Source organism: Flavobacterium sp. (genome assembly GCF_036515215.1).
GTDB lineage: Bacteria > Bacteroidota > Bacteroidia > Flavobacteriales > Flavobacteriaceae > Flavobacterium.
The window spans coordinates 15,767-32,106 of the sequence record NZ_DATBVQ010000060.1; the positions used below are offsets into that span (position 1 = coordinate 15,767).

The window sequence follows — 16,340 nt, forward strand, 5'->3', positions numbered from 1 at the left end:
AGTTTTTTAAAACAAAAAATAAAAAAAAACCATCCGAATTTTTGAAATTGGATGGTTTCATTTTTTATGTCAAATTAGAAATATGCTATATAGATTGGGGCCGAATTACTTTATTCTTGAAGTTCTTTTCGATGGCCTTAATCATTTCACCCGCTATATCTTTATTTGTCGCTCCTTCGATTCCTTCCAGTCCCGGAGAAGAATTAACCTCCAATAGTAAAGGACCTTTTGAAGAACGGATGATATCGACCCCTGCCACTTTCAAATCCATCGCTTTTGCCGCTTTAATCGCGATGCGTTTTTCTTCCATGGTCACATTTATAACCGAAGCGGTTCCGCCAAGATGAATGTTGGCTCTAAACTCACCAGGCATGGCTTCACGTTGTATTGAAGCTACCACTTTACCATCTATTACAAAACAACGAATGTCTTTTCCGTTCGCTTCTTTGATAAACTCTTGGACTAATATATTTGCATTAACGCTTTTAAAAGCATTGATTACACTTTCAGCAGCTTTTTTTGTTTCGGCCAAAACAACTCCTTTTCCTTGAGTTCCCTCCAATAATTTCACAATCAGCGGCGATCCTCCAACCATTTTGATTAAATCATTGGTATCTAATGGTGAATTGGCAAACCCAGTTGTTGGAATACCTATTCCGCTATTTAGGAGTAACTGTAGTGAATATAATTTGTCTCGAGATTGCGTAATTGCGCTTGCCGAGTTCAAACAAAATACTTTTAATGCTTCAAATTGTCTAGTTAAGGCGCATCCGTAAAAGGTGATGCTCGGTCGTATCCTTGGAATAATGGCGTCAAATTGGTTCAGAATTATCCCGCCTCTATAATGAATTTCTGGTGTATCCGCATCAAGTTTCATGTAGCATTCCTTGATGTTTAAAAAATGCATTTCGTGACCGCGCATTTCACCTGCCTCCATGATTCTTTTGTTGCTGTATAGTTCAGGGTTGCTTGCTAAAACACCAATTCTTAAGCCCGTTTTCGCTTTTTCGGTATTCTTATATAACTCTTTAAGGCTGTCAGATGTAGGTTGGCCTAAAAGGTATTGTTGTTCAGGATCAACCAGAACTCTTCCGCTCATGGCTTCTCTTCCTAATAACATACGAAACCCCATTGAATCTCTATTGGTCAATGTCATTTCAATAGGCCATTGGGAATCCCCAATTTGTAAATTGGTTTGAATCACATAGCGTTGTTCTCTAAAGCCACTGGAGCTTTTTACGATTCGTTTGTCGATTAAAGGCGCCTCACAGTGGATAACTGTTTTGAGGTTGTTCTGAATCGGGTTGATGTCAAATCGGACCCAGTTAGCCTCGTTTTTGAGGAAAGGGGCTATGTTTATGGCATGTAAGGCAGATGTTTTTGCACCCGAATCTACACGTGCTTTTATTGTAGGAATTCCCAATTCAGGAAATGAACACCATTCTTCGCTACCAAGGATTACTTTATTTTGTGACATATGTTAATTTGTTTGAGCTGTAATTAATGTTCAAATGTAAATATTTGTTTTTAATAATAACGGGGAATTGATATAAAGAATAAACCCGCTATGTTATAAAAACGTAACGGGTTTGCTTTTTGATCGCTGATTAAACTTTTTATTGATTTGTAGGTTCCTCAGCTTTATGAACTTTTACGGTCAATTCTTGTGCGCCATCTTCAATGTCCATGAAAATGTCGTCGCCCGAAGCAATTTTAGAAGTGATAATCTCTTCTGCAAGTGCGTCTTCTACGTATTTTTGGATGGCTCTTTTTAATGGTCTTGCGCCAAATTGTCTGTCAAAGCCTTTTTCTGCAATGAATGCTTTCGCTTTATCCGAAAGGCTCAAATTATAACCTAATTCAGACACTCTAGCATATAGTTTTTTCAATTCAATTTCGATAATCAGATCGATATCGTGTTTCTCTAGAGCATTGAATACTATTACGTCATCGATTCTATTAAGGAATTCTGGCGCAAATGTTTTCTTTAACGCATTTTCAATAATGCTCTTAGAATTATCATCGGCTTGTGCCACTTTTGCTGCAGTACCAAAACCTACGCCTTGACCAAAATCTTTTAATTGTCGAGCTCCGACATTGGAAGTCATTATGATGATAGTGTTTTTGAAATCAATTTTTCGACCCAAACTATCAGTTAAATATCCATCATCAAGAACTTGCAATAACATATTAAATACATCTGGATGCGCTTTTTCTATCTCGTCCAACAGAACGACACAATATGGTTTTCTGCGAACTTTCTCTGTCAATTGCCCACCTTCTTCATAACCGACGTATCCCGGAGGAGCACCAACCAAGCGGGAGATTGCAAATTTCTCCATGTATTCACTCATATCGATTCGTACCAAAGCGTCTTCAGAATCAAATAATTCCTTTGCGAGTACTTTAGCCAATTGTGTTTTTCCAACTCCAGTCTGTCCAAGAAAGATAAACGAACCAATTGGTCTGTTCGGATCTTTCAACCCAGCACGATTTCTTTGGATGGAACGGGCAATTTTCATCACTGCCTCATTTTGACCAATAACATTACTTTCAATAAGTTCAGGTAATTTGGCCAGTTTGTTGCTTTCCGTTTGCGCGATGCGATTCACGGGGATTCCAGTCATCATCGATACTACATCTGCGACATTGTCTTCTGAAACTTCAATTCGGTTGTTTTTCGCATCTTCTTCCCATTGTTCTTGGGCTACAGCCAATTCTTTTTCGATGCGTTTTTCATCGTCGCGAAGCTTGGCCGCTTCCTCATATTTTTGTTTTTTGACAACGACATTTTTTAATTCTCGAATATCCTCTAACTGGCGTTCCAGATCCAGGATTTTTTTAGGAACCTCGATATTGGTGATATGCACACGGGAACCCGCCTCATCTAAAGCGTCAATTGCCTTGTCCGGCAAGAATCGTTCGGACATGTACCTATTCGTTAATTTTACACAGGCCTCAATTGCCTCGGGAGTGTAAGTAACGTTATGGTGGTCTTCGTATTTGTTTTTGATATTGTTCAGAATTGTGATCGTTTCTTCAACAGAAGTTGGTTCTACGATTATCTTTTGAAAACGTCTTTCTAAAGCGCCGTCTTTTTCGATATACTGTCTGTACTCGTCAAGTGTGGTAGCCCCAATACATTGAATTTCTCCTCTTGCCAAAGCAGGTTTAAACATATTGGATGCATCCAAGGAACCGGTAGCTCCACCAGCGCCAACGATAGTGTGTATTTCATCTATAAAAAGGATGATGTCGTCATTTTTTTCCAATTCGTTCATCACTGCTTTCATGCGCTCTTCAAACTGTCCTCTGTATTTAGTACCTGCAACAAGACTGGCTAAATCTAGAGTTACGACGCGTTTGTTAAACAAAATTCGTGAAACTTTCTTTTGTATGATGCGTAAGGCTAAACCTTCTGCAATGGCAGATTTACCAACACCTGGCTCACCGATAAGGAGCGGGTTGTTCTTTTTGCGTCGGCTCAAAATCTGGCATACGCGCTCAATTTCTTTTTCTCGCCCCACAACAGGGTCTAGTTTTCCTTCTTCAGCCATTTCGGTTAAATCCCTTCCGAAATTGTCCAAAACGGGTGTTTTAGACTTTTTGTTGGATTTATTGGCGGGATTATTAAAATTCCCTTCTTTTAGACTGTCATCTTGTCCTGAATCATCATTGTATGAGTCAGTTGCTCTTGGTAAATTCTCTAAGAATTCTTCTTCGCTTGGTGTCATATTTATATATTGTTCTTTAGCTACGTCATAATCAATTTTTAATTTATTCAATAGCTTGGTTGTCGGATCGTTTTCATTTCTTAGAATACATAATAATAAATGAGCTGTGCTTACGGAAGAGCTTTGAAATACTTTTGCTTCTAAAAAAGTTGTTTTCAATGCGCGCTCCGCCTGACGGGTCAAATGAAGGTTTTTCTTCTCAATATTTGTATCTATAGTAGGGTTTGCAGGGCTTAGTACTTCTACTTTTCTGCGTAAATGGTCTAAATCAATAGACAGGTTATTTAAAATTTGAATTGCTTTGCCACTTCCATCGCGAAGGATACCTAGCATCAAGTGTTCTGTTCCAATGAAGTCATGACCTAGTCGCAAGGCTTCCTCCTTGCTATAGGTAATAACATCTTTTACTCTTGGTGAAAAATTATCATCCATAATTTATGTATTGATTGTATGTGTAAATTTAGTGAATTACCATTTTAAAAACAAAAATCGTTCCTTAAGAAGTCATGTCAGCTAATTGACGAAAAAATGATGAAATAGAGTCAAAAAAAGCACTTTTTTTATTAAACAAAAACAAGTCCAATTTTGTTAATAAATCATTGAAATAAGTATGTTAAAATACTTTCAAAAATTTCAAAAAGCCGTATATTGGCACGTTTTGAAACTAATATAATTTTTTAATATAACAACTTATGTCTGAAGGAGAAAAGTTAATTCCTATTAACATTGAAGATGAAATGAAAACAGCTTACATCGATTATTCGATGTCAGTAATTGTGTCAAGAGCGCTTCCAGATGTTAGAGACGGCTTGAAACCAGTACATCGAAGAGTACTTTTTGGAATGCATGATTTAGGCGTTAATTCACGATCTGCACATAAAAAGTCCGCAAGAATCGTCGGGGAAGTTTTAGGAAAGTATCACCCACACGGAGATACCTCCGTTTATGATGCCATGGTTCGTATGGCTCAAGAATGGAGTTTACGTTATTTATTAATTGACGGTCAAGGTAATTTTGGGTCCGTGGATGGAGATAGTCCCGCAGCGATGCGTTATACGGAGGCCAGAATGCGCAAGATTTCTGAAGAAATTTTGGCGGATATAGATAAAGAAACTGTTGATTTTAAATTGAATTTTGACGATACATTAGAAGAACCAACGGTTATGCCGACTCGTGTTCCTACCTTATTAATAAATGGGGCAACTGGAATTGCAGTAGGTATGGCAACCAATATGCCGCCTCACAACTTAACTGAGGTGATCAACGGTACATTGGCCTATATGGACAATAATGATATTGAGATTGACGAATTAATAAATTATATAAAAGCGCCAGATTTTCCTACAGGTGGTATAATATATGGTTATGAAGGCGTTCGTGAAGCGTTCAAAACGGGTAGAGGTAGAGTAGTGATGCGCGCCAAAGTTGGTTTTGAGGAAGTGGATGGTCGTGAGTGTATCATTGTTACCGAAATTCCATACCAAGTCAACAAGGCAGACATGATCAAGCGTACTGCGGATTTGGTTAACGATAAAAAAATTGAAGGGATAGCAAACATACGTGACGAATCGGATAGAAACGGTATGCGTATCGTTTACATCTTGAAGCGTGACGCTACACCTAACGTAGTTTTAAATACGCTATATAAATATACGCAACTGCAATCGTCTTTTAGTGTAAATAATATTGCAATTGTAAAAGGTCGTCCTCAAATGTTAAATTTGAAAGACCTTATTCATTATTTTGTAGAGCACCGTCATGATGTAGTGACTCGCAGAACGCAATTTGAATTGAAAAAAGCGGAAGCAAGAGCACATATTTTGGAAGGTTTGATTATCGCTTCAGATAATATCGACGAGGTAATTGCCTTAATCAAAGCGTCAAAAAGTACTGAAGAGGCAAGAGAAAAATTAATCGAAAGATTTAATTTGTCCGATATTCAATCTCGTGCTATTGTAGAAATGCGTTTGCGTCAATTGACAGGTCTTGAACAAGACAAGTTAAGAACCGAGTACGATGAAATCATGAAGTTGATAGAGCATTTAAAAGCTTTGCTTGCTGATGTAAACTTAAGAATTGCTTTGATTAAAGAAGAACTAGTTGAAATCCGTGATAAATATGGTGATGAGCGCCGTTCACAAATTGAATATTCTGGTGGTGATGTTAGTATCGAAGATTTAATTGCTGATGAAAATGTGGTGATTACCATTTCGCATGCAGGATACATAAAAAGAACCAACTTAACGGAATACAAAACTCAAAATAGAGGAGGAGTTGGTCAAAAAAGTGCTGGGACGAGAGATCAAGATTTCTTGGAGCACATGTTTGTGGCTACGAATCATCAATATATGATGTTCTTTACGCAAAAAGGGAAATGTTTTTGGATGCGTGTTTATGAAATTCCTGAAGGAAGCAAAACAGCCAAAGGTAGAGCCATTCAAAACCTTATAAATATTGAGAGCGACGATAAAGTGAAAGCTTTTATTTGCACCCAAGATTTAAAAGACCAAGATTATATTAAGAGTCATAATTTGGTTATGGTAACCAAAAAAGGACAGGTTAAGAAAACATCATTAGAGAAATATTCTAAGCCAAGAGTGAATGGTGTTGCCGCAATTACAATTAGGGAAGGGGATGAGTTATTGGAAGCAAAATTAACAAATGGCGAGAGTCAAATCATACTTGCAGTTAAGTCAGGTAAATTAGTTCGTTTTGAAGAAACTAAGACCCGCCCAATGGGTAGAACCGCATCTGGAGTTCGTGGAATCACCCTAAAAGATGATAGTGATGAAGTTATTGGCATGGTTACTGTAAACGATATGAGCAGCGAGATTTTGGTTGTTGCCGAAAATGGTTACGGAAAACGTTCAAGTCTTGATGAATACAGGATTACAAACCGTGGAGGTAAAGGGGTTAAAACTCTGAATATTACCGAAAAAACAGGAAATCTAATTTCTATTAACGCAGTTACTGATGCGGATGATTTAATGATAATCAACAAATCAGGATTGACAATCAGAATGGCTGTCGAAGACTTGAGGGTTATGGGTCGTGCCACACAAGGGGTAAAACTGATCAACATCAAAGGTAACGATTCAATCGCTGCTGTTACAAAAGTAATGAAAGACGATGCCGAAGAAACTGTGATTGATGAAGACGGAAATGTTGTTGAAGCTGCAGTTATCGAAAGAGTAAAACCAGTTCTTGAGGTTCTTGAAGATGAAGAAGGTGGTGATGAAGAGGGAGATTCCGATGATGAAGAAGTTGAGGAAGGCGATGTCGAAGAAGATGATTCTGAAGATGACGAGGATTAACAAAGCAATTATAATAAACAAGAATAATTTTTAAACAAAAAACAAGAATACCATGAAAAGTAAATATGTAATATTAGCGTCAGCTTTATTAATCTCAGTTGCTACTTTTGCGCAGAAAGATGAAATAAAAGCAGCCGAAAAAGCATTAAAAAAAGGAGAGTCAAAAGAAGCTGCAACTATTTTACAAGGTGCTGAATCTTTGATTTCTAGTGCATCAGATGCTGAAAAAGCCCAGTTTTTCTTCGTGAAAGGAAACGTTTATTTAGACTTGGCAAACAAGGGTATCGATGCAGATAAGAACTTGTCTTTAGCCGCGTCGGCGTATTCCGATTTAATAGCTGCGGAAAATACATCAGGAAAATCAAAATATTCTACTGAAGCCGCTAAATCAATAACGCAAATTAAATACAAGTTAATAAACAATGCGATTGCCGATTCCAAAGCTGAAAAGCATGCAGAGAGCGCAAAAAAATTGTACGATGCGTACTTGTTGGATAAAAAAGACACCCTAAATCTTTACTATGCAGCTTCTACTTATGTAAACGCAAAGGATTATGACACAGCGTTAAAAATGTACGAAGAGTTGAAGAAATTGAACTATTCCGGAAAAGGAACAAATTATTTAGCGGTAAATAAATTAACCGGCGAAGAAGATCTTTTTACTACCGCTCAGGAAAGAGACAGAATGGTGAAAATGGGAACCCATGAAAAACCTACAACAGAGGTTATTCCTTCAAAAAGAGGCGAGATATACAAAAACATGGCTTTAATTCTGGTTCAGAACGGTAAAACAGAAGAAGCAAAAAAGGCTATAGCAGAAGCAAGAGCTGCAAATCCTGACGATACCTCATTAATTTTAACAGAAGCAAACCTTTATTTGGAAACTAAGGATTTTGACACCTATAAGAAATTAATAAGCGAAGTGTTAGCTAAAAACCCTAACGATGCGGATTTAGTCTTTAATCTTGGTGTACTTAGCGCCAATGCTAAAAATACCGTTGAAGCAGAAAAGTATTATGAAAGAGCGATCGAAATTAATCCTAAATACCTTAACGCTTATATAAATATGGCGGCATTGAAGTTGGAGGCTGAAGGGGCGATAATTAATGAAATGAATAAATTGGGAACTTCAGATAAGGATATGAAGCGTTATACTGTTCTGAAAACACAGAGACAAAACATATTTAAAGCAGCGATACCATATCTGGTAAAGGCTTTAGAGATAGACCCTAAAAATCAAGACGTTTCAAAGACTTTGTTAGGGGTTTACAGTGCCTTAGAAATGACTGCTGAGAAAAAAGCTTTAGAAGCTAAAATGAAATAACACATTTTGCATTAGAACAAAAAAAACCTATCTGATTTCAGATAGGTTTTTTTTTATATTATTTTTTTGATAACTCGGAGTTTGTGTGTGTGTTTGTTAATCTCCGCATTGTAAATTCCGAGATGATCCAGTCGATCGATTCTTACTTTTCCGCTGGCGTGGATAATATAATTGTTTTCCATTATTATGCCCACGTGTATGATATTGCCTTCCTCATTATCAAAAAATGCCAAATCCCCGGGTTCGCTTTCCTCTATAAAACTGAGTGCTTCTCCTTGTGTTGACTGCTGTGAGGCGTCGCGTAACAATTTATAGCCATTTAGTTTATATACCATTTGGGTAAAACCGGAGCAATCGATTCCAAAAGGAGTTTTTCCGCCCCAAAGATAGGGCGCGTTTAAATATAAAAAGGCTGTGTCTATCAGGTTTTTTTTATCCTTGATTCCTTGAACCTTGGTTCCTTCAAAATCAAAATTGGTCGTGTTTATTTCGTCATGATCGATAAACGATAATGAAGATCCTAGTGGAATTGGGATCAACAAATTAGAAGCGCCAGTTACGTATTCGATTAAATCGGAATTTAATACAATTGAATCATCGGAAAGTAAATCGTAGCTCGATTCAGAAATGTTTTGATATTGTTTTGAATCGACCCATCCTTCGTATCCGTCAAATTGCATTTTGATGCGGGACCACTGTTTTGATTGCTCTAAAATTTCGAAATGTTCCCCAAACAAAACTTGGGACACGATTTCACTTTTATCATTTGCTTCAAACCGAAGTGGTATTATAGCCAGATTACAAATTCCGAACATTTAGGTTAATTTATTAGTTAAGAATTATGCGTTATAGGTTTTAATTCTATAACGCATAAGTTATGATTGTTTTTAGGCTCTTTCTATCACAATTGCCGAAGCACCACCGCCGCCATTACATATAGCAGCCGCTCCAATTTTACCGTTATTCTGTTTCAGTACATTCAACAGTGTAACAATTATTCGGGCTCCAGAACAGCCGAGAGGGTGTCCCAGTGAGACCGCGCCACCATTTACGTTAACTTTGTCATTGTCTAAGCCTAAAATTTTCGCGTTTGCCAATCCGACAACTGCGAAAGCTTCATTGAACTCAAAGAAATCAACATCAGTTGTAGTTAATCCTACTTTGTCTAAAGCTTTAGGAAGTGCTTTTGACGGGCTTGTTGTAAACCATTTTGGTTCTTGTGCAGCATCAGCGTAACTTTTTATAAAAGCTAAAGGTTTTAATCCCAATGAAAGGGCTTTATCTTCGCTCATTAGAATCAATGCTGCCGCACCGTCATTAATTGTAGAAGCATTTGCAGCCGTAACGGTACCCTCTTTAGTGAATACTGCATTTAATGTGGGGATACGATCGATTTTTACGTTTGTAAATTCTTCGTCTTTGAATATCATTATTGGGTCGCCTTTCCTTTGCGGAACTGCAACAGGAACTATTTCATTATCAAACTTTCCGGCTTCCCAGGCTTTTGCAGAACGATCGTACGATTGAATCGCATAATTGTCTTGGTCTTCTCTGGTGAATTTATATTCAGATGCACACAAGTCAGCGCAAACTCCCATTGCGTTATTGTCATAAGCATCAGTCAAGCCGTCTTTTTGCAACCCGTCAACCATAGTTGCTGGGCCAAATTTTGTTCCCGCTCTCAAATGCATGTAATGAGGGGCCAAACTCATGTTTTCCATTCCCCCTGCGACAACAATTTCTGCGTCGCCACATTGTATTGCCTGTGCTGCCATCATTACGGATTTCATTCCTGATGCACACACTTTATTTATTGTAGTACAGGCTACGCTATCAGGTAAGCCAGCATAAATTGCTGCTTGACGCGCAGGAGCTTGTCCTACACCCGCCTGAATCACATTGCCCATAAAAACTTCATCGACTAAATTTGGATCTAAATTTATTTTATCTAATGCTCCTTTTATGGCCGCTGCCCCTAACTTGGGAGCAGAAACGGTAGATAATCCCCCCATAAAACTTCCGATAGGTGTTCTAACGGCAGAAACGATAACAACTCTTTTGCTCATAACTTATATAATGTTGGTTTATGTAGCAAATTTAATCTTTTTTATACAAATTTTGATTTTGATTTGGGGATTATATTTTTTCGAAAACAAAAGCGCTTTTTATGATATGCTATATGTTTGACTGTGAAGTGTTTTTATAAAAATGTCAAAAAACATTAAAAAAAAGCCTGAAAATAGTTGTGAGTAATGCAAAGAAGTCTTAAATTTGCAACCGCAAAACAGGACACGTTTTCTTGAGCTTGGAGGGGTGCCAGAGTGGTAATGGAGCAGTTTGCTAAACTGTCACCGAGCAATCGGTGCCAGGGTTCGAGTCCCTGTCCCTCCGCGTAATTTTTTCATGTTGTGAAATTGGCATTTCAAGGATCGTAGCAATGCGAGAAACATGGAATTTTTAAATGATGTTATTGTTTTTCGGGGTGTAGCGTAGCTCGGTTATCGCGCCTGCTTTGGGAGCAGGAGGCCGCAGGTTCGAATCCTGCCACCCCGACTAAATTTTTTACAAGAGCAATGGAGGCATAGCTCAGCTGGATAGAGCACCTGCCTTCTAAGCAGGCGGTCGAAGGTTCGAATCCTTCTGCCTTCACAAACACCCTATAAACTCTCCGTTTATAGGGTGTTTTCATTTATACTCTTAGGGTTCTCGCTCGACGAGTTTATATCAGAATGTGTGCGCAACAGTTATAGTATGCGCATCAATGGAATTTTGCGCTTAGCGGTAAATTATTAGTGAACATCTTCAATTTGAATTTTATATTTCCGCAACTATTAATTTAGTTATTTACAAGAAAATGCTTACAGATTTCATTAATAAAGCACATAATGATGTGCGTTATCGTTAAAAAATGTTTTTAAACGCAATTAATTAATATTTTATTATAATTTTAACGCATATAATAGGTTAAATACAAATTTCAAAAAAAATACCACATTGAAACAAAATTACCCAAAAAATCTATTAATTGTCTGTGCGTTTTTATGGACTTTGGTTGCTTTTTCTCAGCAGAATCAAGTGATTTATGTGAGTTATGGCAATCCAGCAATTAATATTCCCTATAATGGAACTGTTAGTTTTGGTTCATCTACCGAAATCGAATTTGCGATCACTAACATACCTGATGGAAACGGAAACCCTTCGTTGGTTTTGTCAAACCCGGAAGTTACCTTAAGCAACACCAATTTTGTTGTTTCATCGCGGCCATCTGAATTCAATATAAAGAAAGGTGATGTCAGTGTTTTCAGAATACGAAAAAATAATTTTGCTTGTAATAGTTCCCCACAATCTACGATTGTTAGTGTGCACTCCAATGGCAAAAATTACACGGAATTTACATTTATTATAACCTTTACAAATGCGCCGTCGATCTCTGTATTAGGAGGTACGCCAACACAACCTGTACCTAACGGACAAATTGTTCCAAATTCAGCAACTGGAACCTTATTTGGAACTGTTACTGCTGGAGCGACCGCCACAAGAAATTATCTAATTGTCAATACGGGTACCTGTTCGCTAACGCTTGATCCATTAACATGTTTCGGCTACGACCCTATAACGGGAGTACAATCTACAGATTTTTTAATATATGTTCCACCGACACCTTACGGTTATCCGGTTGGTACTTCTGGTGGAAACGTCATTCCGCCTGGAGGAGCATCATATATTGTTGTTTTATTTCATCCGCAAACTCCTGGTATTAAATCGGCAATAATTTCAATTCCCAGTAACGATACAACAAAAGACCCATATTATTTTGTCGTAAGTGGTGAAGTATATAATCCAAACGTAACAGGACCGGGAGGAGGAAACCCAGATTTTAGACTGTGGCTCAAGTCTACCAGAGGAGTAAGTTTATCTGGAACTAATTATGTGCCTCTTTGGAAAGATTTGGGATCAACGGGTAAAGATGCTACGCAATCCGAAGCGGTAAATCAGCCAACATATATTGATGCGGCCGTTGATATTAGTGATGGAAAAGCTGGGAACATTAATTTCAATCCTGTTGTAAAATTTAAAAATGATGGGGTCTCATTGAGTCAATTCTTATATAATACTGATAACGGATATTATACGCATGAAACTTTAATTGTTATGGAACCGGATGTAGCGATAGACGGATCTACTTCGCCTATGACTATTATTTCAGGAACTTCGGCTGCAAACCCTTCATATCCAATTGTTGGAGGTGAACATACTGGTGTCGGATTGGGTAATTTCACGACACGTTTTGCAGATGAAAGATTGTGGTTCAGCCAATGGCAGGATAATATCGGTAGTTTTTATAGTATGGCGGATAATTACGGCGATTATTCAAAAGCAGGAATTATAAATACTCGAAATAAGACAATCACTGCCTCAGATGGAATCGAGATGTTATTCAATACCAATTTACTAGGAAGTTTAACGACGAATACAACTTATGCAAATTTAGGATATAGTGATCCGGGGCCTCCTGTTCTTTTTAAAGGAACCCCTTATAATATTGGAAAAAATATAAATAGCGGTTCCACTTATGGAAATCTTAATGGTAGGGTGGCGGAGATAATTTCTTATGCTTCCCGTGTACTTGATGAGAATAGGCCCAAGATTGAAACCTACCTTGCCATAAAATACGGTATAACTTTAGGGGTAAACGGGACCAGTAAAAATTATCTTGATTCAGGGGGGACTGTCATCTGGGATGTTACCGCTAATGCTGGTTATAATTATAACATTGCCGGAATTGGCGAGGATGTGGCTTCTGATTTATATCAAAAACAATCGAAAAGCGGTAATGACCCCAATGAAGTAACCATAGGTATGGGAGTTATCGCAGCAACTAATAACGCTAATATAAATGAGTTTAAAAAAGACCGTGATTTTTTAGTTTGGGGATCTGATAATGGGACCTACATTGCAGACGGTACCAATACCATCACAATAAACAGCGGACTAACCACCTCGACAACTCGAATCAACAAAAAATGGAAAATTGTTGAAACTAAAACGGATGTTAATGGCGATGTTGAAAATGTATTTGTAGGCATTCCTGTAACAGCTTTTAGTGCGTTTCCAAAATCAGCTGATGAAGAATATGCATTAATAGTTAGTGATAGTCCTGCTTTTGCAGATGCCGATATTATAGATATAATACCTTTAAAAACTATAGGGGGCATTTTGCAAACATGGTATGATTTTGACGGGACCAAATATTTTACCTTTGGGAAAGCTCTAAAAGTTACGGTAAAAGAAGACATAAATATTAACGCCGCTGATGATTTTTTAGTTGGGGAGTATGCCTTAAATCTAAATAGTGGTTCATTTACGATAGGTTGTTGGTTAAGAAATGATGGGAGTAGCACTGCCAACAGAACTATAATTAGCAAGGGGGTTAATTTAGAATTACGTTTGAATGCGCAACATAAAGTGGAAGCATATTGGGATGGTGTTTTAAGATTTCAGTCAAGTACTGCAATTGCGGATGGAAAATGGCATAACATCGTTGCCGTGTATTATGCTGGAGCTGCCGACTTTTATGTAGACGGAGTCATAGAATCTTCTACATTTAATCTCACAAATCCATCGCCTAATTATTCCAGGTTTTCAGTTGGAGCGCTTTATGTTAATAAAAATGACATCAGAACGCCATTTAATGGTGAAATCGATGAGATCAATATTTGGAACATGGCATTATCGTCAGACCAGATAAATTACCTAATGAATCAAGAGGTTGAAAAACATTCAAACGGTAATGTTAATGGTAAAGTAATCCCGCAAGGAATTTCTAAAAATGAATTTAAAACAATTCCATGGACTGAACTTAAGGCATATTATGATTATAATGTGTATTATGGTACAACTATAGAAGGTTTAACTGATGACCGCAATTTTTTACGAATAAAATATTTAAAAAAAGACAAACAGATTCTTAATGCCCAGACTGCGCCATTGCCTTATGAGACAGTTTCAGATGGTGCATGGAGCGACTCCGCAATCTGGAAAAACGGTTCTTTGCAAACTATTCCTGGCAATAATTCTATTATTGATGGTACCAGATCAGTAGACGGAAACATTGTTAAAATCAAAAACAATGTAACATCAGTAGGAAACAAAACTGTTTTGGGGCTTTTTGTTGACGGTACTGACGCAATTACCTATAAAACACTATCGGCAAATAATGACACTAAAGTTCAGGTTTCCCATTATTTAAAATTGGATGGTTTAATTGATTTGACAGGTCGCTCACAACTGGTTCAGACACTTGATAGTGAACTTGACGCCAATAGTATAGGATTCATAAAAAGAGACCAGCAAGGGACTGTTAATAAATACAATTATAATTATTGGTCTTCGCCTGTAGGACCAATAAATGGAACTGCTAATAATAACAATTATACGGTTGCGGGAGTTTTTAAGGATGGCACAACGATTGGAGATCCTAAAGATATAACTTGGATAGGAGGCTATAATGGTAGTGTTTCACCTTTTAGCCTAGCAAGGTATTGGCTGTACAAATTTGAGAATGGAAGTGAATATGCCAATTGGAAACACTTTACTGAAACAGGTCTCATTAAACCTTCTCAAGGATTTATCGTTAAAGGTGCTGGGGCAGTAGATACGAGCAATTTGATAAACCAAAATTACACTTTTAAAGGTAAGCCGTACAATGGGCTTATTAACGGTAATTCAGTACTGCCTAATAACTTATTTTTGGTTGGAAACCCATACCCGTCAGCTTTAGATGCTTTTGAGTTTATAAAAGATAATATTTCCACTGCTAATGGAGGTAATAATAGTATTGATATAATCGATGGGACATTGTATTTTTGGGAACATTCTCCTAGTAATGCCACTCATGTACTGTCTGGCTATACTGGTGGATATGCAACCTTAACTTTAGTGGGTGGTGTTGCTCCTTCGGCACCTATCGGCATAACTGGCGTGGGCACAAGCACTAAAATGTCATACCAGTATATACCTGTAGGTCAAGGCTTTTTTGTAAACGGTGACGTAAGTATTGCAACATCGGAGCCAATTATTTTTAATAATAATCAAAGGGCTTTCGTTAAAGAAAATAGTGTAGATGATGTTCTTGCTCCAATTTCAAATACCTTATTTAAAAACAGCAGTAGCAGCAAATCTAAAATAGTAGACCATTTCAATGACAACAGGAATGATGTGGTTTACAATAATTACAACACAAAAATCAGACTTGGTTTTAATACCTCTAATAATTTTCACAGGCAATTGTTACTAGGATTCATGAACGAGAATGCAACTGATGGTGTTGATCTTGCATATGATGGTTATCAAATAGATACTCAAGATAATGATTCTTATTTTCTGATCGATGATGGGGAATATACGATTCAAGGTGATGGTTATTTCGATGCCAATAAAGCCTATCCGATAGGGGTAAAAACCGATACAATTGGTACGGTTAAATTTATGGTGGATGCCACGGAGTTTCTGCCTGCAAATACAAGTATTTGGATACAAGACAAAGAAACGGCAACTTTTTATGATATTACTAAGGACGCGGTTGAAGTCAATCTGGCAGCCGGCACGTATAATAACCGTTTTGAATTAATGTTTAAAACAGAAAAGTCTGAGGTAGTTGCAGAAAACGAATTGCCGGACTCAACACTATTGATTTACAACGATGACGTAAAGAAGAAATTGTTTATAACTAAGAATAAAGAAATTATAATTAAAGACGTTTTGGTATACAATATTCTCGGACAACGGATCATAGCAGTTGACAAGATAGCAGATTCTGACACGATTGAAATTCCTTTCAATGTCCAAAGCGGAACTTATATTGTTAAAGTTAATACCAATAAAGGAGCGGTCAGTCAAAAAGTTTTGAAACAATAACATTGTAGTTTTCTACAGTAATAAAAAAAGGACACTAGAAATAGTGTCTTT

7 protein-coding genes and 3 tRNA genes are annotated in these 16,340 nt (G+C 37.4%); 6 read left to right on the forward strand and 4 right to left on the reverse strand.

Features of this window, described 5'->3' with window-relative positions; all coding sequences use genetic code 11:
• Positions 1–85: 85 nt before the first annotated feature.
• The gene (gene rimK / locus VIH09_RS04500) at positions 86–1,477 is read right to left on the reverse strand and encodes a 30S ribosomal protein S6--L-glutamate ligase (RefSeq protein WP_331578326.1); all 1,392 of its coding nucleotides are present in this window, start codon (positions 1,475–1,477) and stop codon (positions 86–88) included.
• A gap of 139 nt (positions 1,478–1,616) precedes the next feature.
• Positions 1,617–4,166: an ATP-dependent Clp protease ATP-binding subunit gene (locus VIH09_RS04505; RefSeq protein ID WP_331578328.1), complete on the reverse strand. Its 2,550-nt coding sequence runs from the start codon at positions 4,164–4,166 to the stop codon at positions 1,617–1,619.
• Positions 4,167–4,426: 260 nt separating this feature from the next.
• Here VIH09_RS04505 and gyrA point away from each other — a divergent pair, with 260 nt between their 5' ends.
• Positions 4,427–7,048 (forward strand): DNA gyrase subunit A, encoded by a 2,622-nt coding sequence (gene gyrA / locus VIH09_RS04510; RefSeq protein WP_331578330.1) that lies wholly within the window; start codon positions 4,427–4,429, stop codon positions 7,046–7,048.
• Positions 7,049–7,100: 52 nt separating this feature from the next.
• A complete protein-coding gene (locus tag VIH09_RS04515; protein ID WP_331578332.1) occupies positions 7,101–8,372 on the forward strand; it encodes a tetratricopeptide repeat protein in 1,272 nt (423 codons plus the stop codon).
• A 53-nt stretch (positions 8,373–8,425) separates the two neighbouring features.
• Here the strand turns inward: VIH09_RS04515 and VIH09_RS04520 are convergent, their stop codons facing one another.
• Complete coding sequence (locus tag VIH09_RS04520) at positions 8,426–9,187, reverse strand: C40 family peptidase (RefSeq protein ID WP_331578334.1); 762 nt, start codon at positions 9,185–9,187, stop codon at positions 8,426–8,428.
• 72 nt (positions 9,188–9,259) lie between these two features.
• Positions 9,260–10,438 carry an acetyl-CoA C-acyltransferase gene (locus VIH09_RS04525; protein WP_331578336.1) on the reverse strand — a complete coding sequence of 393 codons (1,179 nt, stop codon included), beginning with the start codon at positions 10,436–10,438 and terminating at the stop codon, positions 9,260–9,262.
• A gap of 241 nt (positions 10,439–10,679) precedes the next feature.
• Here VIH09_RS04525 and VIH09_RS04530 point away from each other — a divergent pair.
• From VIH09_RS04530 to VIH09_RS04545, 4 genes are all read left to right on the forward strand, one after another.
• Positions 10,680–10,763: transfer RNA gene (locus VIH09_RS04530), tRNA-Ser, on the forward strand.
• A gap of 87 nt (positions 10,764–10,850) precedes the next feature.
• Positions 10,851–10,925 (forward strand) — tRNA-Pro (locus VIH09_RS04535).
• A 22-nt stretch (positions 10,926–10,947) separates the two neighbouring features.
• A tRNA-Arg gene (locus tag VIH09_RS04540) sits at positions 10,948–11,021 on the forward strand.
• A gap of 345 nt (positions 11,022–11,366) precedes the next feature.
• Complete coding sequence (locus VIH09_RS04545) at positions 11,367–16,289, forward strand: LamG-like jellyroll fold domain-containing protein (protein WP_331578338.1); 4,923 nt, start codon at positions 11,367–11,369, stop codon at positions 16,287–16,289.
• The last annotated feature ends 51 nt before the right edge of the window (positions 16,290–16,340 follow it).

Excerpts from the sequence above, each read along its gene's own strand:
- VIH09_RS04525 (WP_331578336.1), bottom strand. The coding sequence starts at position 10,438 with ATGAGCAAAAGAGTTGTTATCGTTTCTGCCGTTAGAACACCTATCGGA.
- gyrA (WP_331578330.1), top strand. The coding sequence starts at position 4,427 with ATGTCTGAAGGAGAAAAGTTAATTCCTATTAACATTGAAGATGAAATG.
- VIH09_RS04505 (WP_331578328.1), bottom strand. The coding sequence starts at position 4,166 with ATGGATGATAATTTTTCACCAAGAGTAAAAGATGTTATTACCTATAGC.
- VIH09_RS04515 (WP_331578332.1), top strand. The coding sequence starts at position 7,101 with ATGAAAAGTAAATATGTAATATTAGCGTCAGCTTTATTAATCTCAGTT.
- VIH09_RS04520 (WP_331578334.1), bottom strand. The coding sequence starts at position 9,187 with ATGTTCGGAATTTGTAATCTGGCTATAATACCACTTCGGTTTGAAGCA.
- rimK (WP_331578326.1), bottom strand. The coding sequence starts at position 1,477 with ATGTCACAAAATAAAGTAATCCTTGGTAGCGAAGAATGGTGTTCATTT.